Annotated in this window: 26 protein-coding genes; 18 read left to right on the forward strand and 8 right to left on the reverse strand. The window is 65.7% G+C overall.

Annotated elements, in window-relative coordinates; translation table 11 throughout:
• Nucleotides 1–23 precede the first annotated feature (23 nt).
• Nucleotides 24–1,403 carry a hypothetical protein gene (locus GGR36_RS18980; protein ID WP_183636617.1) on the reverse strand — a complete coding sequence of 460 codons (1,380 nt, stop codon included), beginning with the start codon at nt 1,401–1,403 and terminating at the stop codon, nt 24–26.
• A 286-nt stretch (nt 1,404–1,689) separates the two neighbouring features.
• On the opposite strand from GGR36_RS18980, the gene GGR36_RS18985 reads away from it, so the two are divergent.
• From GGR36_RS18985 to GGR36_RS18995, 3 genes are all read left to right on the forward strand, one after another.
• Nucleotides 1,690–3,102, forward strand: a complete 1,413-nt coding sequence (locus GGR36_RS18985) for a coniferyl aldehyde dehydrogenase (protein ID WP_183636619.1) — start codon at nt 1,690–1,692, stop codon at nt 3,100–3,102.
• A 113-nt stretch (nt 3,103–3,215) separates the two neighbouring features.
• Nucleotides 3,216–3,758, forward strand: coding sequence for a hypothetical protein (locus GGR36_RS18990; protein ID WP_183636623.1), 543 nt, complete (start codon nt 3,216–3,218; stop codon nt 3,756–3,758).
• The gene (locus tag GGR36_RS18995) at nt 3,758–5,383 is read left to right on the forward strand and encodes a GMC family oxidoreductase (RefSeq protein ID WP_183636626.1); all 1,626 of its coding nucleotides are present in this window, start codon (nt 3,758–3,760) and stop codon (nt 5,381–5,383) included. Before GGR36_RS18990 ends, GGR36_RS18995 begins: the two co-directional genes overlap by 1 nt.
• Before the next feature lie 56 nt (nt 5,384–5,439).
• Here the strand turns inward: GGR36_RS18995 and GGR36_RS19000 are convergent, their stop codons facing one another.
• A complete protein-coding gene (locus tag GGR36_RS19000; protein ID WP_183636629.1) occupies nt 5,440–6,213 on the reverse strand; it encodes a YdcF family protein in 774 nt (257 codons plus the stop codon).
• 123 nt (nt 6,214–6,336) lie between these two features.
• On the opposite strand from GGR36_RS19000, the gene GGR36_RS19005 reads away from it, so the two are divergent.
• The 5 genes from GGR36_RS19005 to ypfJ are packed head-to-tail and all read left to right on the forward strand — an operon-like array spanning nt 6,337 to nt 9,449.
• Complete coding sequence (locus GGR36_RS19005; protein WP_183636632.1) at nt 6,337–6,849, forward strand: DUF2802 domain-containing protein; 513 nt, start codon at nt 6,337–6,339, stop codon at nt 6,847–6,849.
• 5 nt (nt 6,850–6,854) lie between these two features.
• Nucleotides 6,855–7,595, forward strand: coding sequence for an SPOR domain-containing protein (locus GGR36_RS19010; protein WP_183636635.1), 741 nt, complete (start codon nt 6,855–6,857; stop codon nt 7,593–7,595).
• 51 nt (nt 7,596–7,646) lie between these two features.
• Nucleotides 7,647–8,078 (forward strand): flagellar assembly protein FliW, encoded by a 432-nt coding sequence (gene fliW, locus GGR36_RS19015; RefSeq protein ID WP_183636638.1) that lies wholly within the window; start codon nt 7,647–7,649, stop codon nt 8,076–8,078.
• Nucleotides 8,079–8,123: 45 nt separating this feature from the next.
• Complete coding sequence (locus tag GGR36_RS19020; RefSeq protein ID WP_183636641.1) at nt 8,124–8,510, forward strand: Rid family detoxifying hydrolase; 387 nt, start codon at nt 8,124–8,126, stop codon at nt 8,508–8,510.
• Nucleotides 8,511–8,570: 60 nt separating this feature from the next.
• Nucleotides 8,571–9,449 (forward strand): KPN_02809 family neutral zinc metallopeptidase, encoded by an 879-nt coding sequence (gene ypfJ, locus GGR36_RS19025; protein ID WP_183636646.1) that lies wholly within the window; start codon nt 8,571–8,573, stop codon nt 9,447–9,449.
• 20 nt (nt 9,450–9,469) lie between these two features.
• Here the strand turns inward: ypfJ and GGR36_RS19030 are convergent, their stop codons facing one another.
• Nucleotides 9,470–10,531, reverse strand: coding sequence for an acyltransferase family protein (locus tag GGR36_RS19030; RefSeq protein WP_183636649.1), 1,062 nt, complete (start codon nt 10,529–10,531; stop codon nt 9,470–9,472).
• Between the two features lie 171 nt (nt 10,532–10,702).
• Here GGR36_RS19030 and recG point away from each other — a divergent pair, with 171 nt between their 5' ends.
• From recG to GGR36_RS19060, 6 genes are all read left to right on the forward strand, one after another.
• A complete protein-coding gene (recG, locus tag GGR36_RS19035) occupies nt 10,703–12,775 on the forward strand; it encodes an ATP-dependent DNA helicase RecG (RefSeq protein ID WP_183636653.1) in 2,073 nt (690 codons plus the stop codon).
• Between the two features lie 14 nt (nt 12,776–12,789).
• Complete coding sequence (locus GGR36_RS19040) at nt 12,790–13,269, forward strand: nuclear transport factor 2 family protein (protein WP_183636656.1); 480 nt, start codon at nt 12,790–12,792, stop codon at nt 13,267–13,269.
• A gap of 129 nt (nt 13,270–13,398) precedes the next feature.
• Entirely contained in the window at nt 13,399–14,190 is a 792-nt protein-coding gene (locus GGR36_RS19045) for an SDR family NAD(P)-dependent oxidoreductase (protein ID WP_183636659.1), read from the forward strand.
• Nucleotides 14,190–14,816: a TetR/AcrR family transcriptional regulator gene (locus GGR36_RS19050; protein WP_183636661.1), complete on the forward strand. Its 627-nt coding sequence runs from the start codon at nt 14,190–14,192 to the stop codon at nt 14,814–14,816. Before GGR36_RS19045 ends, GGR36_RS19050 begins: the two co-directional genes overlap by 1 nt.
• Nucleotides 14,817–14,877: 61 nt before the next feature.
• On the forward strand, nt 14,878–15,789 hold the full coding sequence (locus GGR36_RS19055) for an aldose 1-epimerase (protein ID WP_183636664.1): 912 nt from the start codon (nt 14,878–14,880) through the stop codon (nt 15,787–15,789).
• A 67-nt stretch (nt 15,790–15,856) separates the two neighbouring features.
• Complete coding sequence (locus tag GGR36_RS19060) at nt 15,857–18,106, forward strand: patatin-like phospholipase family protein (RefSeq protein ID WP_183636667.1); 2,250 nt, start codon at nt 15,857–15,859, stop codon at nt 18,104–18,106.
• A gap of 60 nt (nt 18,107–18,166) precedes the next feature.
• On the opposite strand, the gene GGR36_RS19065 is transcribed toward GGR36_RS19060, so the two are convergent.
• The 3 genes from GGR36_RS19065 to GGR36_RS19075 all read right to left on the reverse strand — a co-directional run bounded on the left by GGR36_RS19065 (nt 18,167) and on the right by GGR36_RS19075 (nt 19,771).
• Complete coding sequence (locus GGR36_RS19065; RefSeq protein WP_183636669.1) at nt 18,167–18,880, reverse strand: queuosine precursor transporter; 714 nt, start codon at nt 18,878–18,880, stop codon at nt 18,167–18,169.
• An 85-nt stretch (nt 18,881–18,965) separates the two neighbouring features.
• Nucleotides 18,966–19,352 carry an HIRAN domain-containing protein gene (locus tag GGR36_RS19070; protein WP_183636672.1) on the reverse strand — a complete coding sequence of 129 codons (387 nt, stop codon included), beginning with the start codon at nt 19,350–19,352 and terminating at the stop codon, nt 18,966–18,968.
• Complete coding sequence (locus GGR36_RS19075; RefSeq protein ID WP_338086720.1) at nt 19,322–19,771, reverse strand: YraN family protein; 450 nt, start codon at nt 19,769–19,771, stop codon at nt 19,322–19,324. Before GGR36_RS19075 ends, GGR36_RS19070 begins: the two co-directional genes overlap by 31 nt.
• Here GGR36_RS19075 and rsmI point away from each other — a divergent pair.
• The 4 genes from rsmI to GGR36_RS19095 all read left to right on the forward strand — a co-directional run bounded on the left by rsmI (nt 19,748) and on the right by GGR36_RS19095 (nt 23,031).
• A complete protein-coding gene (gene rsmI / locus GGR36_RS19080; RefSeq protein WP_183636675.1) occupies nt 19,748–20,635 on the forward strand; it encodes a 16S rRNA (cytidine(1402)-2'-O)-methyltransferase in 888 nt (295 codons plus the stop codon). The genes GGR36_RS19075 and rsmI overlap by 24 nt on opposite strands.
• 62 nt (nt 20,636–20,697) lie before the next feature.
• Entirely contained in the window at nt 20,698–21,732 is a 1,035-nt protein-coding gene (gene pyrC / locus GGR36_RS19085; protein WP_183636678.1) for a dihydroorotase, read from the forward strand.
• 10 nt (nt 21,733–21,742) lie between these two features.
• Nucleotides 21,743–22,219 carry a hypothetical protein gene (locus GGR36_RS19090; protein ID WP_183636681.1) on the forward strand — a complete coding sequence of 159 codons (477 nt, stop codon included), beginning with the start codon at nt 21,743–21,745 and terminating at the stop codon, nt 22,217–22,219.
• A complete protein-coding gene (locus GGR36_RS19095; protein WP_338086721.1) occupies nt 22,216–23,031 on the forward strand; it encodes a DUF3025 domain-containing protein in 816 nt (271 codons plus the stop codon). Before GGR36_RS19090 ends, GGR36_RS19095 begins: the two co-directional genes overlap by 4 nt.
• Here GGR36_RS19095 and GGR36_RS19100 read toward each other — a convergent pair.
• Nucleotides 23,020–23,847 carry an HDOD domain-containing protein gene (locus GGR36_RS19100; RefSeq protein WP_183636684.1) on the reverse strand — a complete coding sequence of 276 codons (828 nt, stop codon included), beginning with the start codon at nt 23,845–23,847 and terminating at the stop codon, nt 23,020–23,022. The genes GGR36_RS19095 and GGR36_RS19100 overlap by 12 nt on opposite strands.
• 115 nt (nt 23,848–23,962) lie before the next feature.
• Nucleotides 23,963–24,157 (reverse strand): YgaP family membrane protein, encoded by a 195-nt coding sequence (locus tag GGR36_RS19105; protein ID WP_183636687.1) that lies wholly within the window; start codon nt 24,155–24,157, stop codon nt 23,963–23,965.
• Nucleotides 24,158–24,204: the final 47 nt, after the last annotated feature.

A 24,204-nucleotide genomic window follows, 5' to 3' on the forward strand; every position in this document is an offset into this window, starting at 1 on the left:
GCTTTTCATTGGCGTATCACCTGTCACTTCAATGCGGGGTGATACGACCACTCGATGCTGTTGTTCGCACCCACGGCAACATATTCACCGTAAGACCAGATCGCGCTGTACGCACGCCCGATGCCCGCTCCGGTTACGGAGGTGCCATCGAGCGCATTGCTCCATGTGATGCCGTCGGAGCTGAACCAAGGCTGGCCGCCCACACCCAGGGCAACAAAGCGGGACCCTTGCACGATGACATTAAGCGCCGGCAGGCCGGGTACCGGCTGTTCCGTCCATTTCACAGCATCAGGGCTGGTGTAGATCCTGCCCGCGGTGTCGGTAGCGTCGGCGCCCACCAGTACATAACGCGCCAGAGTGCTGCTGTAGTTGATCGCATGCAGCACCACGCCGCTCTCGCTCGTCACCGTCTGCTTGTTCCAGCTGACCGCATCCGGGCTCGTCACCAGGGTGCCGTCCTCACCCGTGGCGAAGAATGTGCCGTTGAAATAAATGATCGAGTTGAGGTTGAGCGTGCAATTCGGGGCAATCGTGCAATCGGTGGCGGTGGCTGCGGTCCAGATTGTGCTGCCGCTGGCGGGCGCCTTGAGCTTGTACTCGGTCCAGGTCAGTCCATCAGCGCTGGTGGCGACCCGACCTTTGTCGCCCACGGCCACAAAGCCTGCGGTGCCGAGGGTTACCGCGCGCAGCGGGACGCTGATCGGATTGGATGTCGCTGCCGCCCAAGTGGTGAGGGTGGTGTCGGTCGACGTCGCCGTGTTGGTCCAGATGCTCGCTTTTCCGTCGGCTGTGGCGCCGACGACTACGGTTCTGATCAGGTTCGGGCTGAAAGCGGATGCATGATAGGTCGCGCTGGTGTCGGTCCCGGACTTCTGCACCCAGTTGGCGCAAGGCATGGGCCCGAGGGTGCAGGTGAAGATTGCACCACTGTCGCCCACTGCAATCAGATTCCCGTAGGCAACGCCAAGGTTCCTCAGTGTGCTGCCACCACTTCCAACCTTACCCGTCTTCCAGGTGGCACCCGAAATGGTCGGCACCGCGGTGAGCGTGCCGGTTTCCGGGCCGGCGGGCCCGTTGCCTTCCGACGCGTTCATGAAGAAAGAATAAGTCTCGCCGTTGATCAGGCTGATGATCTGCGTGCCGCTGCGAACCGGCACAGTGATCCGCGGGTCCGGGAACTTGCGGAAGTTGTCGTGATCCACGCCGACGCCACGCGCGCTGAACACCCAGTAGGTCAGTGTCGGATCATCGTTCCAGGTGATGGTGACGCGGCCGTCGCCGGGCGTGACCGAGAAGCCGGTGGGCGCCGCCGGTTTGGTGTCATTCGAGCCGCCGCACGCGGCCAGCAGGGCGAGCGAGGTCAGCGTGGCGAGCGCGTGCAGACGCGAGCGGGTGATCAACACGAGAAAACTACCTCCAGCAGATGGGCGGTGGGATGCGCCGGATGCGCAAGCCCGGACGGCGCGTCGGCGGCCTGTCGGCCCGCCGCATGGCCATCGGTGACCATGGAAGAAAACCGGACGAGTCTAGCCGATGCCTCCATGCGGCACAAACGCGCAACCGTGAGTAAATCTTGCTGCAAGGTTTAGGGGGATGCCCCTAATGACTTCCGTTTTGTTTCACCATACCGTACCGTACTGGAACGAGCGGCCGGAAGCAGACAATTACAGAGCCGCCGAGGAGACAAGCATGAAACCCACGGACCTGCCGCAAAGCGGCCTGTCTTCGACCTTTGCCGCCCAGCGTGCGGCGTTCGGCCGCGAGCCGATGCCGGATGCGGCCGCGCGCCGTGCCAACCTCGACCGCCTCGCACGGCTGCTCAAGGACAACCAGCAGGCGATCTGCGATGCGATTTCCGCGGACTTCGGTCACCGGTCGTCCACCGAGACACGCCTGATCGAGATCTTTCCCAGTCTTGAAGCGATCCGCTACGCGCGCAGCAAGGTTGCAGGCTGGATGAAGCCCGCGCGCCGCCATACCGGGCTGTGGTTCCTGCCGGGCCGCTCACAAGTGCGTTACCAGCCGCTGGGCGTGGTGGGTGTGATCGTGCCCTGGAACTATCCGCTGTATCTGGCAGTCGGGCCGCTGGTGGGGGCGCTTGCAGCGGGCAACCGTGTGCTGGTCAAGATGAGCGAGTACGGCCCGGCCTTCGGCGAGTTGTTCGCGCGGCTGATTGCCGAAGCCTTTCCGCCGGATCTGGTCAGCGTGGTGCTGGGTGGCGCGGATGTGGCGGCGGAGTTTTCGTCGCTGCCCTTTGACCACCTGCTGTTCACCGGTTCCACGCCGGTCGGTCGCATCGTCATGGCGGCGGCGGCAAAGAACCTGACGCCGGTGACGCTGGAACTCGGAGGCAAGTCGCCGGCGATCGTCGCGCCCGGCGTCGATATCAAGACGGCCGCGCAACGCATCGGCTTCGGCAAGATGATGAATTGCGGCCAGACCTGCATCGCGCCCGACTACGTGTTGCTGCCGCGCGGTCAGGAAGAAGCCTTCATCGCGGCGATGCGCGCCTTCGCAGCCAAGCTTTACGGTGACGCGGCCTCGCCGGATCTGGCAAGCCTTGCCCACGAACGCCAATTCGCACGCATGCAGGCGCTGCTCGACGAAGCGCGCGCGATGGGCGCCCGCGTTGAACCCCTGCTGCCGGACGGCGCCTTGAGTGGTCGCAAGATGGCGCCGGTGGTGCTGCTCGGCGGCACGCCGGCGATGCGCGTGATGCAGGAAGAAATCTTCGGCCCGATCCTGCCGATCATTCCTTACGACACGCTCGACGACGCCATTGCCTACGTGAACGCGCACGACCGGCCGCTTGCGCTGTATGTGTTCGACGACCAGCGTCGCCGCATCGAATCGCTGCTGGACCGCACGGCATCGGGCGGTGTCACGGTGAACGACTGCATCCTGCATATCGCGCAGGACGACATCCCGTTTGGCGGTGTCGGCCCTTCGGGCATGGGGCGTTACCACGGCCCGGAAGGGTTCAAGACCTTCTCGCAGCAGCGCGCCGTGTTCCGTCAGGCGGCGCTGAATGGTTCGGCGATCCTGCATCCACCCTTTGGCAAGCCATTGGCGGAAAAGCTGATCCGGCTGATGTTGCGCTGAATCAGTTGCGGCAGCGGGTTTGTGGAAACCCGTCGGTGTCGGCTGGCGTCCAATCACAAGAGCGGATCGCCCCCTGAGCGTAGAAGACAAGGATGGAGTCGAGCCTTCGCATCATGAGCATCAACGCAACACGTCGTCGCTTCCTTTTCCTCGGTGTCAGCGCGGGTGTGGCGACCGCGCTGGGCGTTGTGGCCGCGTGGCCGGACAGCGCCGCGCTGGAAGACGATGCCCACCCCTATGGTTTCCTGACCACGCAAGATCGCGCGATCCTTGCCGCGCTGGCGCCGGCGATGCTGGCCGGCACCTGGCCGGCGGACGCTGCCAAGGCGACCGCCGAAACGCTGACCCTGCTGCGCGGCATCGATACCGCGCTGCTGGGCATGCCGCCGCGTGTGCGCGACGACATGCGCAAGCTGTTCGGGCTGCTCGGCCGCCAGGCCGGGCGCGTGCTGGTCGCGGGGTCGTTCGCCGGGTGGGCGCAGGTCGACCCGGCGCGCGCCGCCGGCATGATCCAGAGCTGGCGCGATCATGCGCTGGCGCTGATGCAGCAGGCCTACGGCGGTCTGCACGACCTGACGATGGGCGTGTGGTACGGCAATCCCGATCACTTCGCGGACTGCGCTTATGCCGGTCCGCCCACACTGAAGCTGAACTGATGAACACGCCCCTGCAAACCGCGCGGCACAACCAGCTGCCCGACCCGATCGGCGAAGCCTTCGACGGGAAGTGGCGCGACCATCACATCGACGGTGCCAAGCTTGAAAAAGACCTCACGCTGGAAGCGGACGTCGTCATCGTCGGCACTGGCGCCGGTGGTGGCACAACGGCCGAACGACTGACGCAGGCCGGGCTGTCGGTGATCCTGCTGGAGGAGGGCGCCCTGAACACCTCGCGCGACTTCCAGCTGGAAGAGCGCTTGTCCTACCCGCGGCTCTATCAGGAATCGGCGGGGCGCAAAACCATGGACCACGGCGTCGGCATCCTGCAGGGCCGCACCGTCGGCGGGTCGACGGTGGTGAACTGGACGACCAGCATCCGCACCCCCGACAACACGCTGGCGCACTGGCGCGAACACCACGGTCTGAGCGGGCTCACGCCTGAAGCCATGCAGCCGTGGTTCGAGCGCCGCGAAGAGCGCTTGTCGATTGCCGCCTGGCCGACCCAGCCGAACCGCCACAACGCCTTGCTGCGTGACGGCGCCTACAAGCTGGCCCTCGAACCCGTGACGATCCACCGCAACGTCAAGGGGTGCTGGAACCTGGGCTACTGCGGCATGGGCTGTTCGACCAACGCCAAGCAGTCGATGCTGGTGACGACGATTCCGGCGGCGATGGATCACGGCGCGCGGCTGCTGTCGCGGATGCGTGCCGAGCGCCTGGAGCACGCCAACGGTCGCGTCAGCGCGCTGATCGCGCACCCGATGGATGCCTTTGGACAGGTGCGGCGCGATCGCACCGTGCGTTTGCAGGCCAAGCACTTCGTGCTGGCCGGTGGTGCCATCGGCACGCCGGCGTTGCTGCTGCGGTCCGCCGCGCCCGATCCGCATCGCCACACCGGCGCACGCACCTTCCTGCACCCGGTGGTGCTGTCGGCGGCATTGATGCCTGAGCCGGTCGAGGCGTTTACCGGTGCGCCGCAGTCGATCTACATCGACGAATACCTGTGGCCGAAAGACGGCAGCATGGGCTTCAAGCTCGAAGTGCCGCCGATCCACCCGCTGATCGCATCGGTCGTGATGTCGGACTTCGGCGAAGCACACCGCCATTACATGCGGCAGATGAACCACTGGTACGTGGCGATTGCCTTGCTGCGCGACGGCTTCCACGAGCAAAGCCAGGGCGGGCGCGTGGTGCTCGACGGCCACGGCGATCCGCAACTCGACTACCCGCTCACTGATTACGTCTGGGCCGGCGCGCGCAAGGCCTTCCACGCCATGGCCGACCTGCAGTACGCGGTGGGCGCGAAGACCGTATTGCCGATCCACCTCGATGCGAAGGCGACCACGCGGGTGGCCGACGCGCATGCGCAGATCGATGCGCTCAAGCTCGCGACGCGCCGCACCAAGGTCGTCAGCGCCCATGTGATGGGCGGCGCCGCGATGTCGCCCGATGAAAAGGGCGGCGTGGTGCGGCCGGATGGCGTCCACCACCAGCTCGAAAACCTGTCGGTGCACGATGGCTCGATCCTGCCGACCTCACTGGGGGCGAATCCGCAGCTGACGATCTATGGCCTCACCGCGATGCTCAGCGAACAACTCGTCAAGCGTCTGGGTAAGGCTTGAGTCTGGAGTGGGCCCGGGCAGGCCTGCGTGAGCGGAGCGACGCCTGCGGGCGGGTCTCAGAGGGCGCTGCGCAGCCGCAGTGCAATCAGACCCAGCCATTCGTGGAGCGCGTAAAAGCCGGCATAGGCACTGTTGGCGTTGGGCAGATCGGGTAGCGCATCAGGCGCGTCGTCGCGACCGGTGAAATAGGCGGTCGGCGCCGGGTAGACCGTCAAGCCGGCCTGTTCGAATTCCCTGATCGACCGCGGCATGTGCGCGGCATGGGTCACCAGGGCAATGCGCTTGATGCCCGCTGCCGACAGCAGTTGCGCGCTGAAAACCGCGTTCTCGCGGGTATCCAGCGAGGCGCCCTCGACCCAGCGGGCTGCGACGCCGAAATCGTCACGCAGGGTCCGCCGCATCAGTTCTGCCTCAGGTGTGCCGCGTGTCGGCGAGCCTCCGGTGACCAGCACCGGCAGCCCGCTCTGCTTTGCCAGGCGCGCGCCGTACAGCGTACGTTCCAGCGTGATGCGGCTGATTGTCTCGCCGCCGAATTCCGGCGCGTAGCGGCGCCGCCCGCCGGCGAGGATCACGATCGCCTGCGCCTGCTTCAATTGCGACGCGGTGATCGGTGCGTCGTGCTCCAGTTCCCGCAGCATCCATCCCACGCTGACCGGCCAGCTCAGCAGCACCCCGACCGCGACGCCGCCCCACGCAAGCCAGCGGCCGCTGCGTGGGCGTCGTTTCATCAGCAACAGACCAAGCATGACTAACGTGAGCGGCAGCATGGGCGGCAACAGGAAAATGCCGATCAGCTTCTTGGCAAGAAACGCTAAAGTGTGCAAATCCATCAATGCGATTGTTGCAAGCGGGGCGGGGCCAGTATTATCGCAGGCGGTGCCGGCCGGCGCCGATCAGGTGAGGCTGCGGCAGCGACGCCCGATGCCGGATGCAGCGAGGAGAGCGATTTGGGTTTGCGCGAAGTAATCATGGGCCTGGTGGCGCTGCTGTGCCTCTATCTCGCCTATGTCGTGCTGCGCCTGTTCCGGGTGTCTCGCCCGGCCCCCGCGGAACCGCGTTACGAGCCGGAATACGAAACCGTGCTCGACACCCTCGACCGCGTCGAACCGCCACCACCGCCCAAACCGCTGGTCGAGGCCCTGACCCCTGTCGATCACGTCCATTCCAGAACCGAACGTGAAGCCTTCGATGCGCTCGTTGAACTTGCCCGCCTGCGCTTCCAGGTCGAAGCCCTTGAGGCAGCCCAGACGAGTCTGCGCGAGGAAATGGATGCGATGCGCGAAAGTTTCGAGGCCGAAATCGGCGCCTTGCGCAACGCGCGTAGCGTTTCGCCGCAATACGGCGAAGCGGTGGCGCTGGCGCAGCGCGGGTTTGAAACCGCCGCGATCGCCGAGCGCTGCGGCATCTCGGTGTCCGAAGCCGAACTGGTTGCCGCGCTGGCGCGTGGCGCACGTACACAGGAGTGAAGCGCATGGCCGAAGCCCGCCCCGCCGCCACGGCACCTGAAAAGGACGAACGTCGGCAGTTGTTGATCAGAGGCGGCGTTGCAGCGGCGGTGATTGGCGTATTGCTGGTGGCCCTGCTGGTGTGGGAGCGTGCGCCCGACGAGTCCGCCGAGCCGCAGCCGACGGGCAAATCCGCCGCTGTTCCGACCCCGCAGCAGATTCGCGCGGCCAGCGGTGAGGCCGCCCCCGCCGCCCAATCGGCTGGTTTGCCAGTGGCTGAATCGTCGCCGCCGGTTGCTCAGAGCGAACCCACGCCGATGCCTGCTGCGAGCGAGCCCGCGGTGGCCGTTGACGTGGCCGAAGAGACGCGAGGCGTTACCACCGAAGCGCCCGCCGAGGTGCCCCCGGCGCGCAAGGCAGCCCCATCGTCATCGGCATCCGCAGAAGGTACGGGCGGGCGCGTCCGCTTGCAAGCCGGTGAGCATATAGCCGGCGCCCCGCGCCTGGTGGTGCAGGCCGAGCCGGCACCGGCCGGCGCGAAACCCCCGGCGGGTCGCGCGTTTGCCTTGCAGGCTGGGGTATTCTCCAGCGCGAAGAATGCCGAGGACTTGCGTGCAAGACTCGAACTGGCCGGCATACCGGCGCAAGTCGAATCGCGTGTCGTGGTCGGGCCCTTCAAGTCGCGTCAGGACGCCGAACAGGCACAGAACAAACTCAAGACGCTGGGGATTGCGCGCGGTCAGCTGGTGACCGTCAAGCAACCCTGAGCGAAACACACGAACGGCCGGCCTGGACTGGTCACGAGGGGAGAAGCAAGCATGCAGATCGAAAGCGCGCAGTTCGGTACGATCGAAGTGGCCGACGACAAGCTCATCCAGTTCCCGGGTGGCTTGCCCGGTTTCGAGGATTGCCGGGACTTCGCCCTGCTGCATCCGGATGCCGACCAGCCGCGTGTGTTTTACCTGCAGTCGAGCACCCATCCCGACGTGGCGTTTTCGATTGCCTCGCCCGACCAGTTCGGTCTGCATTACGAGTTCACGCTGACCGACGACGAACTGGCTTCGATCGAATTGCAGCGTGCCGAAGATGCCGCGGTGATGGTGATCCTGCGGCGCAATGCCGAAGAGTCCGGTAGCCCGGTGCGGGCGATCCTGACCGCGCCGCTCGTCATCAACCTGGGGTCGCGCAAGGGGCTGCAAAAAGCCATCGCGAACGTGGGTTGCGACATCACGCTGCGTTCGGCTGACTGAGATACGGTGGCGGGCATTCGGGCCCTCCGCATCAAGGAGCAAGATGTGAGCAAATCGATCATTTCAACGCCGGCAGCGCCGGCGGCCATTGGCACCTATTCGCAGGCTGTGAAGGCCGGAAACACCGTCTACCTCTCGGGCCAGATCCCGCTCGACCCGGTCAGCATGACCTTGGTCGAGGGTGGCTTCGAGGCGCAGACCGTGCAGATGTTCGAGAACCTGAAGGCGGTCGCCGAAGCCGCGGGCGGCTCGCTCGCTGATGCGGTCAAGCTGACGATCTACCTGACCGATCTGTCGAACTTCGCGACCGTGAACACGGTGATGGCGCGCTACTTCAGCGAGCCGTATCCCGCGCGCGCCGCCGTCGGCGTGAAGGAGCTGCCGCGCGGCTCGCTGGTCGAGGCCGACGCGATCCTGGTGTTGGGCGCCTGAACGCACGCAAGCTTGCCCAGGCCCGCCGAGCGCGGGCCTTTTGCTTTCCGAGGAGGCACCATGCGCTTCGAAGACGAATCCGGTAGTGACAACATCGAAGACCGTCGCGGTGAAGGCGGGGGTGGCGGCTTGCCGATCGGCGGCGGCTCTATCGGCATCGGTACCGTGGTGCTTGCGCTGGCGGCCTGGTACTTCGGCATCGACCCCCGCGTGGTGCTCAACCTGGCCTCGCAATCGCCGGCCCCCGCGACGCAGCACCGCCCGGCGGGCCCGGTCACCGAATCGGCCAGCGAGGCCCAGGCGCGCAAGCTGGTCGGTGTCGTCCTGCACGACACCGAGAAGACCTGGAGTCGCATCTTCGAAGCGCGCGGCGCGCAGTATCCCAAGCCCAAGCTGGTGCTCTTCCGGGGCCAGATACGCACCGGCTGTGGCCAAGGCCAGGCCGCGATGGGGCCCTTCTATTGCCCGGCTGACGAAAAGGTATATATCGACCTGGGTTTTTACGACGAACTCGCGCGCCGCTTCAAGGCGCCGGGCGACTTCGCCCAGGCCTATGTGATCGCGCATGAGGTGGGCCACCATGTGCAGAAAGTGCTCGGCATCTCCGACAAGGTGCATGCGGCGCAGCAGGCGCGAGGCGAGGCGCAGCGCAACGCGCTCTCGGTGCGCCTTGAACTGCAAGCGGACTGCTTTGCCGGCTTGTGGGCCAAGCAGGCTGTGGCCAGCGGAAACCTCAAGCTAGAACCGGGCGACGTCGAAGAGGCGCTGACGGCTGCCACCGCCATCGGCGACGACACGCTGCAGAAGCAGGCGCGTGGCGTAGCGGTGCCGGAAAGCTTCACCCACGGCTCGTCGGAACAACGCGTGCGCTGGTTCTCGCGTGGGCTTGAGCGCGGCCAAATCTCCGATTGCGACACCTTCAAGGCGCGGGAGCTCTAGCCGGGTTTAGCAGTTGTCCGCTAGTCCGCGTGGATGCTTCTGACCGCGACACGCGGACGCAGCCAAGCAGCAAACTGTCCCTTCTTTGCCAGCGCCGGTTTTTCCACGAAGTGCCACGACGCTATGGCTACCAGACCGGTCAGCGGGAGCGAAATGGCGAACATGCGATAGCCATCCAGCTGTGGCCAACACTGGAAAAGCACTTGCTGCAGCGGGTAACCGTAAATGTAGAGCCCGTAAGACAAGTCAACCGGCCACCGACCGCCAACGACCATCGGCAGGCGTATACGTGCGCACGCCAGTACAGCGGAGGCTAGAGCGATGGGAATGGCGATCGCTTGAATCGCTGTGGGCAAGGGTGCGGCGACTAGCGAGGCCAAAAGAAAGACCGCGACGATCGCAGGCCCCCGCGCGCTGTTTGACAGCGATCCGATAATCGCGCCAGCAATGAAATAGCGTGAGACGCGTGCCAGCGAAAGTGCATGCTCGCTCTGCTCGAGCTGGATGAAGCGCCACGACGCAATTGCGAACGCCACACAAAGCAACGGAATGAATGCGCGCGAAAGCGCCTTTCCTCTGCATAGCAGCCCGATCCCGAGCACCAAGCCATACATGGTCGCTTCCTTGGGTAGCGTCCATAACGATCCGTTGACGATCGCCGGATGCGGGTTTGTTATGAACAGTTGGGGAAGTTCCTCCTCCATCCATAAGAGGGATGCGTTGCCCAATACGAACCAGCGCAGATGCCAGTCGAACAGGTATTCGGTAAGCGAGGCGCGGCTTAGGGCAGGGCCGATTACGAAAGCGCAGAGGCCGACCGAGGCGAGCAGAGCCGGCATGATGCGCAGCACTCGGGCCTCGGCAAATGCGAGCGCGTTGCTGCGTCGTATCCAGCTCTCGGTGATCAGGAAGCCACTGATGGCGAAGAAGATGTTAACGCCGAGAGCGCCGTCGAACGGTGTGCCGGCCAGAGGGTCATTGCGGCTGGCGGAGAGCGAAAACGCGTGAAACCAAAGCACCAGCGTTGCCGCGACATGCCGCAGCAAATCGAAATTATTGTCGACTTCCTCGCCACGAGCCACCAGCCTTGCTCCTTCGCCGCAGTCATTGCGGCCTGGTGATCAGTGGCCGCAATCGCTGAATGAAAGCATTTTAGTTTTCCCGCTATATTGGGTGATGCTAGGCACTATTTCGCGCAACGGCGCGATTGGCTCTGGGGCAAATATCACATTGTGTCGGTCTAGAATCGCGCGATGCCCAAGGTTCAAGCTCTTTCTTCGACGTCCGACGGTTTTGGTGCCCTGCCCAAACCGCTCGCGAGCCGCCTGAACAAGCTCGGTCTGTTCCGCGAGGCCGATCTGGTGCTGCACCTGCCGATGCGCTACGAGGACGAGACGCGGGTGGTGCCGATTGCCGGCGCGCCGCTGGGCGTGGCGACGCAGGTCGAGGGCGTCGTGCAGCACTGCGAAATCGGCTTTCGGCCGCGACGGCAATTGGTGGCGCGCATCGCGGATGAGACCGGCGAATTGACGCTGCGTTTCCTGAACTTCTATCCCAGCCAGCAGAAGCAGTTGGCCGAGGGGGCGCGGGTGCGGGTGTTCGGCGAAATCCGTGGGGGCTTCTTTGGCGACGAGATGGTCCATCCGCGCGTCAAGGTGGTTCGCGAGGGTGAGGCCTTGCCGGATGCCCTATCACCCGTTTATCCGACCACCGCTGGGCTTGCGCAGAGCGCGCTACGCAAGCTGATCGACCGGGCGATCAAGCAGGCCGACATGGGCGAGTTGCTGCCGGAAGCGCTGCGCAAGACGCTGCGGCTGCCAGAGTTCGAGCGCTCGGTGCGGGCGCTGCATCATCCGCAACCGGGCATGTCGATCGCAGCGCTGGAGGACCGTAGTCACCCGGCGTGGCGGCGCATCAAGTTCGAGGAGTTGCTCGCGCAGCAATTGTCGCTGCGCAAGGCCTACGCCGCGCGCCGTGCCAGGCGGGCGACCGTGCTGCGGGGGACCGGCGCCCTGAGCGGACCGCTGCTGGCGAGCCTGCCCTTCGCGCTGACGGGGGCGCAGCAACGCGCCGTGGATGAGATTGCACGCGACCTCGCGACCCCGCATCCAATGCAGCGCCTGTTGCAAGGCGATGTGGGGTCGGGCAAGACCATCGTTGCCACGCTGGCGATGTTGCAGGCGGTGGAAAGTGGCTGGCAGGCGGCTCTGATGGCGCCGACCGAGATCCTCGCCGAGCAGCACTTCCGCAAGCTTGAGTCCTGGCTGGCGCCGCTCGGCATCAAGGTCGCCTGGCTGGCCGGCAGCCAGAAGAAGAAGGCGCGCGAGGCCGCGCTTGCGATGCTGGCCTCGGGCGAGGCCATGCTGGCGGTCGGCACCCACGCACTGATCGAAGACCCGGTTGCCTTCCCTCGCCTCGGCCTGGCGGTGGTCGACGAACAGCATCGTTTCGGTGTGCGCCAACGCCTTGCACTGCGCGAGAAGCACGAAGGCGCAGGTGCGCCGCTGCCGCACATGCTGATGATGAGTGCGACGCCGATACCGCGCACGCTGGCGATGAGCTTTTACGCCGACCTCGATGTCTCGATACTCGACGAACTGCCGCCCGGCCGCACCCCCATCGTCACCAAGCTGGTGTCCGACGCGCGCCGCGATCAGGTCGTGGCGAAGGTGCGCGATGCCTGCCGCGAGGGTCGTCAGGCCTACTGGGTGTGCCCCCTGATCGAAGAGAGCGAGACGCTGCAGTTGCAGACCGCCGTCGAAACGCACGAACGGCTGCTGGCCGAGCTGCCGGAGCTGAAGATCGGTCTCGTGCATGGGCGCCTGAAGGCCGACGAGAAGGCGGCGGTGATGGGCGGCTTTGTGCGCAATGAAGTGCAGGTACTCGTCGCGACCACGGTGATTGAGGTGGGTGTGGATGTGCCCAACGCCAGCCTGATGGTGATCGAACACGCCGAGCGTTTCGGCCTAGCGCAGTTGCACCAATTGCGCGGGCGCGTTGGTCGCGGTGCCGCTGCGTCGGCGTGCATCCTGATTTACAGCCAGCCCTTGTCGCAGGCCGGGCGGGCGCGCCTGAAGGTGATCTACGAGAACACCGATGGCTTCGCGATCGCGCAGGAGGATCTGCGCCTGCGCGGTCCGGGCGAATTTATCGGCGCACGCCAGAGCGGCAGCGCGTTGTTGCGCTACGCCGATCTTGAGACCGATGCCGACCTGGTGGACGCCGCGCGCGCTGCGGCCGAAGAACTGCTCGCGCGGCAACCGGCTGCGGCCGCCGCGATCCTCGAACGCTGGCATGGCGGCCGCAGCGAATACCTGAAGGCTTGATGGAGCGAAACCCGATGCACCCGAACGAAGCCCTGATCCTGCGTTTTTACGACGCGCTCCAGCGCAAGGACGGCGCCGCGATGGCCGCCTGCTACGCGCCCGATGCGACCTTCTGCGACCCGGCCTTCGGTCGTCTAAGTGCCGACGAGGTCGGCGCGATGTGGCGGATGCTGACGGCCCGCGCAACAGACCTGAGCGTCGTCGCGAGCGCGATAGCGGCCGATGCAAACACCGGTGCGGCGCATTGGGATGCCACGTATACCTTCAGCAAGACGGGCCGCAAGGTGCGCAATCGCATCGACGCGCGCTTCACGTTCAGGGACGGCCTGATCGCCAGCCACGAAGACAGTTTCAGCCTGTGGCGCTGGGCTGCCATGGCGATGGGGCTGGTCGGGGCGCTGCTCGGCTGGACGCCACCGATGCAAGCCGCGATCCGGCGGCAGAGCCGGCAGGCGCTTGAAGCCTGGATCCGGCGCGAAAAGGGTGCGCCGTAACAGCCCACGCATCACACGCGTCGAGCCGGCCCCGCGCCGGCCTTTTCTTCGCTCGGCGTTGACGAATGACCAAAGGTCATTTAATGTCCGCTCTATCAATGACCGGCGGTCATTAATGGAGAGGACAACATGAGCCAACAGCAGTTGAAGGGCGCCTGGGCACTGGTCACCGGTGCGTCGAGCGGTCTCGGTGAGGACTTCGCGCGGGAACTGGCCGCGCAGGGCATGAATCTGGTGCTCGCGGCGCGCACGCGGGTGCCGATGGAAGCGCTTGCGAGCGCGCTGCGCAGCGCGCATGGCGTGGAGGTGGTGGTCGAATCGATCGACCTTTCGCTGCCTGAGTCGGCGGACGAACTGCAGCGGCGCATCGCCGCGCGGGGCATCCAGATCGAGGTGCTGATCAACAATGCGGGCTTCGGCGTCTATGGCGAGTTCGTCAGCACCGACTGGGCGCGCATCGAGACCATGCTGCAGGTCGATCTGATGACGCTGACCCGGCTGACCCACCGTTACGGCGCCGAAATGGCGGCACGGGGCCACGGCCGCATCCTGCTGATTTCGTCGATCGGTGGCTATCAGGCGACGCCGCTGTACGCCGCCTACTGCGCGGCGAAGGCCTATGTGCTGTCGCTGGGCGAGGCGCTCAACGACGAACTCGGCCGTCGTGGCGTGACGGTGAGCGTGCTGTCGCCGGGCATCACCGCGACGAAGTTCCTCGCGGTGTCGGGCCAGCGCGCGACTTTCTACCAGCGCATGCTGATGATGCAGAGCCTGCCGGTGGTGCGCATCGGCCTGAAAGCCCTGGCACGGGGCCGGGCGAGTATCGTGCCGGGTGTCGCCAACGCGCTGACGGTGTTTGGCAACCGCTTCCTGCCGCGCCGCTGGCAGAGTGCGATTGCCTATCAACTGATGAAGAACTGATGCCACCCAGACCCAATCTGTCGGATGACGAACGCAGCGCCCGCCGCCAGGAAATCCTCGCGGCAGCCGAGCGCCTGTACGGACACGGCGAGGCGGCGCTGCCCTCGGTCGCCGCCATCGCGGTCGAAGCGGGGCTTGCCAAGGGCACGGTCTACCTTTACTTCGCGACGAAGGAAGAGATCTTCCTCGCGCTGATGGAAGTGCGGCTCGAAGGCCTGATCCGCGTTGTCGGCGAATCGCTTGCCGGTGGCGCGCAGGATTGGCGTGCGCGCTTCATCGCGGCCTACGTCGGGGAGCTCGCCGCCCACCCGGGCTTCCTGCGCCTCGCTGCGATCGGCAATACCGTCATCGAACGCAATCTGGCCGTTGAGGTCGGTACGGCGTTCAAGCAGCGCCTCGCGGCCATGCTGACCGAGGCAGGCGCGGGGGTTGCAGCGGTGTGTGGGTGCAGCGCCGACGAAGGTGCGCGGCGCCTGATGCAGACCTATGCGCTGAGCATTGGCTTGTGGCAAATGCTCGATTGGCCGCCGACGCTCGCTGCGGTGCTACATCGGCCGGAACTGGCGGTGCTACGGCGTGACTTCGAGGCCGAACTCAAAGACATGCTCGAACGCCTCTGGGCCTGAGCCACGCGCGGGCGCGGCACGTTTGGTACGATTGTCGAACCAAAATGTGTCGAGGTCAGGGATGGTCGAGGAAGCGTTGATTACCTTGCAGGCCGGGGGCTGGTCTGCACTTGTGGCGCCTGCTGTGGGCGGGCGGCTGTTTGCCTGCCGCGCCGACATCGGTGGCCACACGCGCGACGTGATCCGTCCGGTACCCCTCGATCAGCCGCTCGAGCAGGCCATCCGCTTCGCTGGCAGCTATCCGCTGGTGCCCTTCTCCAACCGCATCGAACAAGGGCGTTTTCGCCATGACGGTGTTGAAATCGCGCTGGCACCCCATCCGCTCGGCGCACCCCACGCGATCCACGGCTTCGGCTGGACGCGTCCCTGGCAGGTCGTCGAACAGAGCGATCGCCTGGCCACGCTGCGCCTCGACTGTGAGGCCGGCGAATGGCCCTGGGCCTACTCGGTCGAGCAGACCTTCTCGCTGTCGGCCGTGGGGCTGAGCGTGTCGCTGGTCGTCACCAACCGCAGCGATACGCCGATGCCGTGCGGGCTCGGTTTCCATCCCTACTTCCCGCGCCCGCCCGGCACGCGATTGCGCGCGCGGGTGATGGACCACTGGGTGCTGCGTTCCGATTGCATACCCGTCGGAAGCGAACGCGCATTGGGGCGCTTCCCCTTCGATGGTCATGCCTTGCTGCAGACCGGACTCGACGACGGCTTTTCCGGCTGGACGCGGCGCGCCCGCCTCGATTACGAAGACTGGTCGATCGAGATGACCGCCTCGCCCGGCCTGGACCGGCTCGTGGTGTATTCGCCCGAGTTCGCGCCGCTGGTGTGTGTCGAACCGGTGAGCCATGTGACCAACGCGGCGAACCTGAACCTGCAGGCGCGACGCCTCGCGGGATGGCGCGAAATCGCCCCCGGAATGTCCTGGCTGGAGTCAATGCACCTCTTGGCAAGAGCCGCGCCGGGGGCTGACGGCGCCTGAGGCGGGGCCATCTTGGCGCGATAGGCCTGTGGTATAAGCGGGGCGCATCCTTGCGTACGGTGGCCCCATGAAGTGCTTGTTCGCCGGCCTGTTGGCCATTCTGGCCCTTAGCCATGCTTTCCCAGCCAGCGCGGCGCCCGCTGCGGCCAGCAACGCCGCAACGACCGCGGCGCGACCGAAGATCGGACTCGTCCTCGGTGGCGGTGGCGCGCGCGGCCTCGCCCATGTAGGCGTCATCGAGCAACTCGAACGCATGCGGGTGCCGATCGACTGCATTGCGGGCACAAGTGCGGGAGCGCTGGTGGGTGGCATCTATGCGTCGGGCATGCCGGTACCCGAGATCGTTCGCAACCTCGAGCAGGCCGATTGGGACCGACTCATCGGCGGCACGCCGGATCGCCGCAACCTGCCTTACACGCGCAAACGCGACGACTACCAGAACCTCGCTGCCGCCACCTTCGGGCTCGACGCCGAGGGCCTGAAAGTGCCGCGCAGCGTGGTCGGCTCGCAGTTCATCGATCGCTTCTTGCGCGAGATGACGCGCGACATCTACAAGGAATCCTTCAACGACCTGCCAATCCCCTTCGAAGCGGTCGCGACTGATCTCGAAAAGGGCGACATGCGCGTGTTCAAGAGCGGCGATCTTGCGATCGCGCTGCGCGCGAGCATGGCCGTGCCGGGCGTCTTCGACGTCGTCGACGACAACGGCCGCCTGCTGGTCGACGGCATGTTCGTACGCAACCTGCCGGTCGAAAACCTGAAGGACCGGAGTCCCGGTTCCTGCGCCGCCGACATCGTGATTGTCGTGGATGTCGGTACGCCCATGCTCAAGACCGAACAGATCCGTACCTTCCTCGATGTTGCCTCACAGGCGATGAATATCGCGACCGGCCGCAACGTGATCGAACAGCGCAAGCTGATCGGCCCTTCCGACGTGCTGATCGAGCCCAATCTCGATGGCTATACGCCAGCGAGCTTCACTTCGGTCAAGGAAATCATCCAGCGCGGGCGCGAAGCAATGAAGCCGTTCGAGGCGAGGCTCGCAGGCCTCGCAATGGATGACACTCACTATCGTGGTTGGCTCACCCGGATCGCCGGCCGCACGGTGGAAGCGCAGAAACCGTACGACAAGCTGGTCGTGACACCGACCCGCTTCGTGCCGCTCGACACGGTCGAATCCGTGATCGCGGGCGATGTGCCGCCGGCAACACAGGCGCAATTGCTCGATCGCTTCGACAAGGTTTATGACAGCGGCGATTTCGACTCGATCAACTACCGCCTGCAGACCGAAGGCGGGCAGCGCATCGCGACGGTGACGCCGCTGGAACGCAGCGTAGGTCCGAACTACCTGCGCATGGGCATCGACTTCAAGCTGGACACCTATCGCACCGCGAGCATCAGTTTTCTTGGCAACTATCAGCTGACCTGGCTGAACCAGTGGGGCGCCCAGTGGCGGAATGACCTGCGCCTGGGCGCGGAAACCTCGCTGCAATCGGAGTTCTACCAGCCACTGGCGGACACGCAGACCTTTCTGGTCGGGCGGGTCGCGGCGTCCACCTCGTCGCTGCCGCTGTTCGACGAGTCCGGAAACCGCCTGTTCGAAATCGGCGTCGATGCGCGCGGGGCGGAACTGGGGGGCGGGTATTCGTTCGGGCGCTTCGGCGAAATCCGCGTGACCGGATTTACCGAACACCTGAAGGGGGAAGTGGTCACCGGCGGCTTCGGGCTGACTTCGCAAGTGACGACCCGGCTCAAGGGCGGGCATGCACTGCTGATCGTCGACCAACTCGACAACCCCAAATGGCCGCGGCATGGCTATTTCCTTCGCAGCGACTACGTTGCGGGCAAGCTGACCGACGTCGATGACCAGGCGAACCTGCTGCAGTTTGACGGCGACCTCGTCGGCACGCTTGGCACCTATACCGTCCGCGGGACGGCGCGCGTCCGCGGCTCGCTGGACCAGAAGCTGTCGACGGTACCGGTGCCCTATCAGTTGGGGGGCTTCCTCCAGCTGTCGGGCCTGCAGACCAACCAGCTCACCGGCGCGCGAACCGGCCTGGGGCGCGTGATGGTCTACAAGCAGATCAGCGCCTTGCTGCCGCAGCTTGGCTCCGGCACCTACATTGGCGGCTCGCTCGAGGGGGGCAAGGTGTGGAACCAGATCTTCACCGGCACCAACACCAAGGTCATTCCGGCGGCGTCGGCCTATCTTGGCGTCGATACGGTGCTCGGCCCGCTGTATCTCGGACTCGGCTGGTCGGAGTACGACGGCAGCAGCAAGTGGGCCGGGTATCTCTACCTGGGCTACACGAACTGAGGCCTGCCCCATGCAAAAGGGCCGCGTGATGCGGCCCTTTTTTGCTGATGTGCTGCGCGCTTACTTGCGGGTATCGAGCTTGAACGGGTTGAAGTCGGTATTGCGGTCGTACCAGTCTTCGTTCTCGTGCTTCTTGAGTTTGGCCACGATCACGTAGGTCAGTGGTGTGAAGACCACTTCCACCATGGTCTTGGTGATGAACTGCGAGAACATCAGGGTCGGTACCAGCTCGTTGGGCATGATGCCGCTGTTCCAGAAGGCGAGCGGGTAGAAGAGGCTGGAATCCACCGCCTCGCCGAAGATCGTCGAACCGATCGTGCGGCTCCACAGGTGCTTGCCCTGCGTCAGGATCTTCATCTTCGCCAGCACGAAGGAGTTGACGAACTCGCCGCAGGAAAACGCGATCAGCGACGCGAGCGAAATCCGCCAGGTCGAGCCGAAGGCGGTTTCATACACGGCCTGATTCGGCCATGTGGGTGCTGGCGGCAGCGCGACGATCACGTAGGCCATGATCGAGGCGAAGGTCAGGCCCGCGAAACCGGCCCAGATCACACGCCGGGAGTAGGCATAGCCATACACCTCGGTGAGGATGTCGCCGAAGATGTAGCTGATCGGAAAGAACAGCACGCCAGCGCCGAAGGTCAGCGTGCCGATCACCGGCAGGTTGAGCTGTGCCGCCTTGGCGGGGCCGATGAGGTTGGAACAGATCAGGACGGTGACGAAGGCGACCATCACCAGGTCGTAATACTTGTATTGCCGGATCGGGCGGTTCATTTTCTGGGGTCTCTCTGTCGTTGGGGCGGGGGGTGCCGCAGGCCCGATTTTGGCATGGGCGGCCGCTTGCGACTACGTGCAGGCCTCACGGCACAACGAACACCTCGACGACAATGCGGCGGCGTGGGTCGGCATGTTCGATGCGTTCCGCGATGCGTGCCTCGACGGTGGTGCCGGCGTCCATCGCGACCGAAACGGCGTCGTTTTCGGCGCGCGGCAGGTAACCCAGCTTGCGGCCCTGCCAAATCACCGCGATGGCGCGTGCGTCGTGCGGATTTTCGGGCTCGCGCTGCAAGGCGAGCCGGTCGCCGGTACGCAACTGCGGCCAGAGTTCAGGCGCATCGTGGTGAGTGAAGCCGGCCAGCGGTGCGCGCTGCACCATCACGCGCAGACGCGGCGCGGCGTCTGCCGCCGCAATACAGCCAACGAGTGCGACCGCGCTCAGTACGCGTCGAAGGCGCCGCGAATCCATTCGATGTGGGCAAGGTGGAGCCGGTCGAGCAAGACCACGTCGAAGCGGCAAGGGCGCCCGGCCCAGGCCTTGCCGCCGTTGGCGAGAAACCACTCGGCCGCGCGCACCAGTTTGGCCTGCTTGGCTGGCGTGATGCTCGCCGCTGCGCCGCCGAAGCGCGGATCGGTGCGCATGCGCACTTCGACAAAGACAAGCATTTCGCCGTCGGTGGCGACGAGGTCGATTTCGCCGAGCTTGCAGCGTACATTGCGGGCAATGACCTTGAGCCCCTGGCGCGTCAGCCAGGTTTCGGAAAGGCGCTCCGCCAGCGAGCCGTCGCGCAGATGCGGGGCGACTTGCGGCGCCGCCGGGTCCGCCTCAGAATGCCGGCCCCCCAGCACCCGGGAAACACCTTCATGGATTCGCTTGATCAGTCGCACGCTGTTCCTCCTGCAGGACGTGTTCTACATCCGAAACCGGCGCTGTACATCGTCGCGACGCCGCTCGGAAATCTATATGACATAACCATGCGTGCGCTGGCGGTGCTTGGCAAGGTGGATGCGATTGCGGCTGAGGACACACGTCACACCCGGCGCCTGCTTGATCACCATGGCATCCGTACCCGACTGCTTGCGGTACATCAGCACAACGAGCAGGCAGCCGCCGATGGGCTGGTCGGCCTGCTGGAACAGGGCCAGCACATCGCGCTGGTGACCGACGCCGGCACGCCCGCGGTGTCCGATCCTGGTGCCAAGGTCGTGGCACGCGTGCAGGCGGCCGGGTTTCCGGTGGTGCCGATTCCCGGGCCGAGCGCGGTGACGGCCGCGCTGTCGGCGTCTGGCTTGGTCGAAGGGCGTTTTCTCTTCATCGGATTCCTGCCGCCCAAGTCGGCCGCGCGGCGCACCGAACTCGAATCGCTTGCGACGACGCCCGCGGCGCTCGTGTTCTACGAGGCGCCGCATCGCGTCATCGAGTGTGTGGCCGACCTCGCCGACGTGCTGGGCGCAGGGCGCGAACTGGTGGTGGCGCGCGAACTGACCAAGCTGCACGAGCAGATCGCGCGGATGCCGTTGCAGGAAGCTGGCACGTGGTTCGCCGCCGATGCAGACCGCTGCCGCGGCGAGTTCGTGCTGATCGTATCGCCCCCGCCCGTCGAACAAGGCTTGCCGCCCGAAGCCGAACGCGCCTTGCGGCTGCTGCTCACCGAAGTGCCGCTGAAGACCGCGGCGAAACTGGCGGCCCAGCTCACCGGCGCGAACAAGAACGCGCTTTACGAACGCGCCCTCGAGATCAAGGACGAGTAAGCGCAGGCATGCCGCATGCCGCTGGTAAACTGGCCAACGAACCAAGTCACAGAGATTTCGCCATGCAGACGATCACCCTTACCCGCCCCGACGACTGGCACCTGCACCTGCGCGACGATGCCGCCCTGGCGGCGGTGTTGCCTGACACTGCGCGCCGCTTCGGGCGTGCGATCGTGATGCCGAACCTGCGCCCGCCGGTCACCACCGTGGCGCTCGCCGCCGCTTACCGCGAACGCATCCTCGCGGTGCTGCCGGCAGGGCTAAAGTTCGAGCCGCTGATGACGTTGTATCTGACAGACAACACGTCTCCGGACGAGATCGATCGCGCGAAGGACAGCGGCTTCGTGCATGCGGTCAAGCTCTACCCGGCGGGTGCCACGACCAATTCCGATGCCGGCGTAACGGCAATCGAAAAGGTCTACCCGGTGCTCGAACGGATGGAGCGCGTTGGCCTGCCGCTGCTGGTACACGGGGAGGTGACCCATGCTGACGTGGATGTCTTCGATCGCGAGCGCGTGTTTATTGATCGCGTTTTTGCGCCGGTCACGGCGCGCTTCCCGGGTCTTCGCACGGTCTTCGAGCACATCACGACGGCGGATGCCGCGCAATTCGTGAGCGAGGCCGGCGATAACATCGCCGCCACGATCACCGCGCACCATCTGTTGATGAACCGGAACGCCATCTTCGCCGGTGGCATCCGGCCGCATCACTATTGTCTGCCGGTGCTCAAGCGCGAGACCCACCGTCAGGCACTGGTCGCGGCGGCGACGTCCGGTTCGCCGAAGTTCTTCCTCGGCACCGATTCCGCCCCGCACGCGAAGTCGACCAAGGAAGCGGCCTGTGGCTGTGCCGGCTGCTACACCGCCAATGCGGGCATCGAACTGTATGCGGAAGCCTTCGATCAGGCAGGCGCGCTCGACAAGCTCGAAGCCTTCGCCAGCTTCAACGGACCGGACTGGTACGGCCTGCCGCGCAATGCCGAATCGATCACCCTGGTCAAGGAAAGCTGGACGGTACCGGCCCAGCTTGACTACCTCAGCGGCGACCCGTTGGTGCCGCTGCGCGCTGGCGAAGCGATCGCCTGGAAACTTGTCTGAACGTCAGTCCATGCGCCCTGAGTTGAAGAACCTGATCGCCGTAGCAGCCTTTGCCAGCCTGCCCTTGTGGCTGGCCGGCTGCGAGAACAATGCCGCGGCTTATGAAGTCGATGGGCGCAACCACGCGATCACCCTCGTACGCGAACGCAATTACATCTGGAGCGACGCGGTCAAGCAGGCGCTGGTGGCTGCGCGCTTCCCGCAATGCCAGCGCCGCTGGGAGATCCTGCCCGGCAACACCAGCGGGCCGAAGATGTCGCTCTACGGTGTGCGCGAGGGGCTCTTCGTGGCGGTGCAGGGCAAGAACTGGTACGCCATCGGCACCGAAAAGTGCGAAGTCAGCCGCATGGAACCCACAGGTGACAAGCCGCCCGGCCAGTTGCTCGGCGCCTTCCGCCGCAAGGACGACGTGCTGGTCTTCGAGCCCGATCCCGCGGCACTTGCGGCGGCGAAGGCTGCTGCCGCGGAACAATCCGCACCGCAGTGATTGACGCCCCGGCGGCGCTTGCCGGGCGGCCGCTCTTCGAACCCTACGCATCTCTGCTGCGGCGTTTTGCGGCTGGATTGCCTTCCATCGACGATCTCGACGCTGCGCTGGCCGATCCCGGGCCGCGCCCGACCCTGCGTGACGGCACGCCGGTTCGCCTCGTTGCGAACGCGCATGCAGCGGGTTACGAGGCGGGCATCGCCGCGTCCGGTGCCGTGCCGACGCGCGAGCACGACTGGCATGATTTCTTCAACGCCCTGGTCTGGTGTCGCTTCCCGCAAGCCAAGGCGGCGCTCAACGCTGCCCATCTCGAAGAACTGACCCTGCGCGGGGCGGGGGCACCGCGAGGCCCGCGTCGCGACCGCTTAACCCAGTTCGACGAGTGCGGGGTCGTGGTGTCGGCGAGCGACCCAGCCTTGCTTGCGGCGCTGCGTGCCCATGACTGGCGCGGCCTGTTCTGGGAGCATCGCGCGGCGTGGGGGCGCTCGATTGATGTGGTGGTCTTCGGGCACGCGACGCTCGATCAGCTCCGGGCGCCCTTCGTCGGCCTCTGCGGCAAGGCCTTGCTGCGCGAGGTTCCGTCGCACTGGTTTGCAGACGATGCCGCGGCGCGCAATCTTGAGGTGGACGCCTGGCTCGCCGAACGGCTGGCTGGCCTCGGCGCCCAGGGCTCCCCGGCGCGCCTGCAAGCCCTGCCGCTGCTCGGGATACCGGGGCTCAGCGCCGATAGCGAGACCGCGGCCTACTACGACGACACGCGCCAGTTCAGGCCTTTGGCGCAGCCCCGCGCTGCAGCGGCATCAGATGAATGACTGCGCCTCGCTCAGCATGGCGGGGCCGTCCTCAAGAATGGTCGCCAGCGTCTCGGTGTCGAGCACGATTTTGTCCAGCCACTCTGCGGGGATGGCTGCGGCAATGTCATCGCCCTTGAGGCCATCCATCAAGCCCTGGGCACACAGGCTCGCAATCGCCACGACTGCCGCGAAGGGGCTGGCCTGCTTCGAGACCGGGTAGGCGTAGGCGCCCAGGGCGTTCTGGATCGCGACCGGGAACTGCCACAGCCGCGCAAGTTCGGCACCCGCCGCGCAGTGATCGGCGCCGAATCGCTCGCGCTCGGCTTCGCAGCGTTCGGCCGGGCTGGCATCCACCATTTCGGCGGCCAGCGCCTGCGCTTCCGCCGGGTGCGCCAGGTGCAGCAGCAAGTCGCCGATGCGATGCATCAGCGCGGCGGTGTAGGAGAACTCCACGTCGATCCGCGCGCGGCGCGCCAGCGCGCGCCCCAGTGCGGCACTCAGCAACGCGTGGCGCCAGAAGGGCTGCAGCTTGACCCCCGGTACCGCCTTGAAGGTGGTCGTCATGCCCGAGGCGATGACCAGCGTGCGCAGGGCGTTGAGCCCGATGCGGGTGACTGCGTCCTCGATCGCGCCGATCTTTCGCGTCGCGCCGTAATAAGCCGAGTTGGCCATGCGCAGAACCCGCGCCGACAGCGTCGGGTCGTGCTTGACCGAGTCGGCGAGGTCGCTCAGGTCCGCGCTGTCATCTTCCATGGTCCGCACCAGGTCCTGCATGACCTTGGGCATGGCCGGCAGGTCGGGGATGCGTTCGAAGAGTTCTGCAATCGTGCTCACTGCGATTCTCCGCTGGGCTGTATCCCATGAATATCGGCGTCGCCTGGGCGGACTTGAATGCAAAACGCCGACCGGGCGCGTGGCCGGGTCGGCGTGGTTGGAGGGCGAGCGGGGCTCAGGCCTTCTCGGCCGGGCAGGTCTTGATGCCCAGCAGCGTATAGGCCGGGCAGAAACCGAACACACCGGTGAGCAGGGGCACCACACCGATCCAGCCCCACGGGCCGATCATGCCCGCCACCGTCAGCCCCACCAGCGCGGCGCCGCCGCCGATGCGCACTACCTTGTCGATGCCGCCAACGTTCGCCTTCATGTCAGTCTCCGCAAGAGTCGTTCAGGTGTCGCCATTTCATCGCAGCG

It is taken from the genome of Niveibacterium umoris, from assembly GCF_014197015.1.
GTDB lineage: Bacteria > Pseudomonadota > Gammaproteobacteria > Burkholderiales > Rhodocyclaceae > Niveibacterium > Niveibacterium umoris.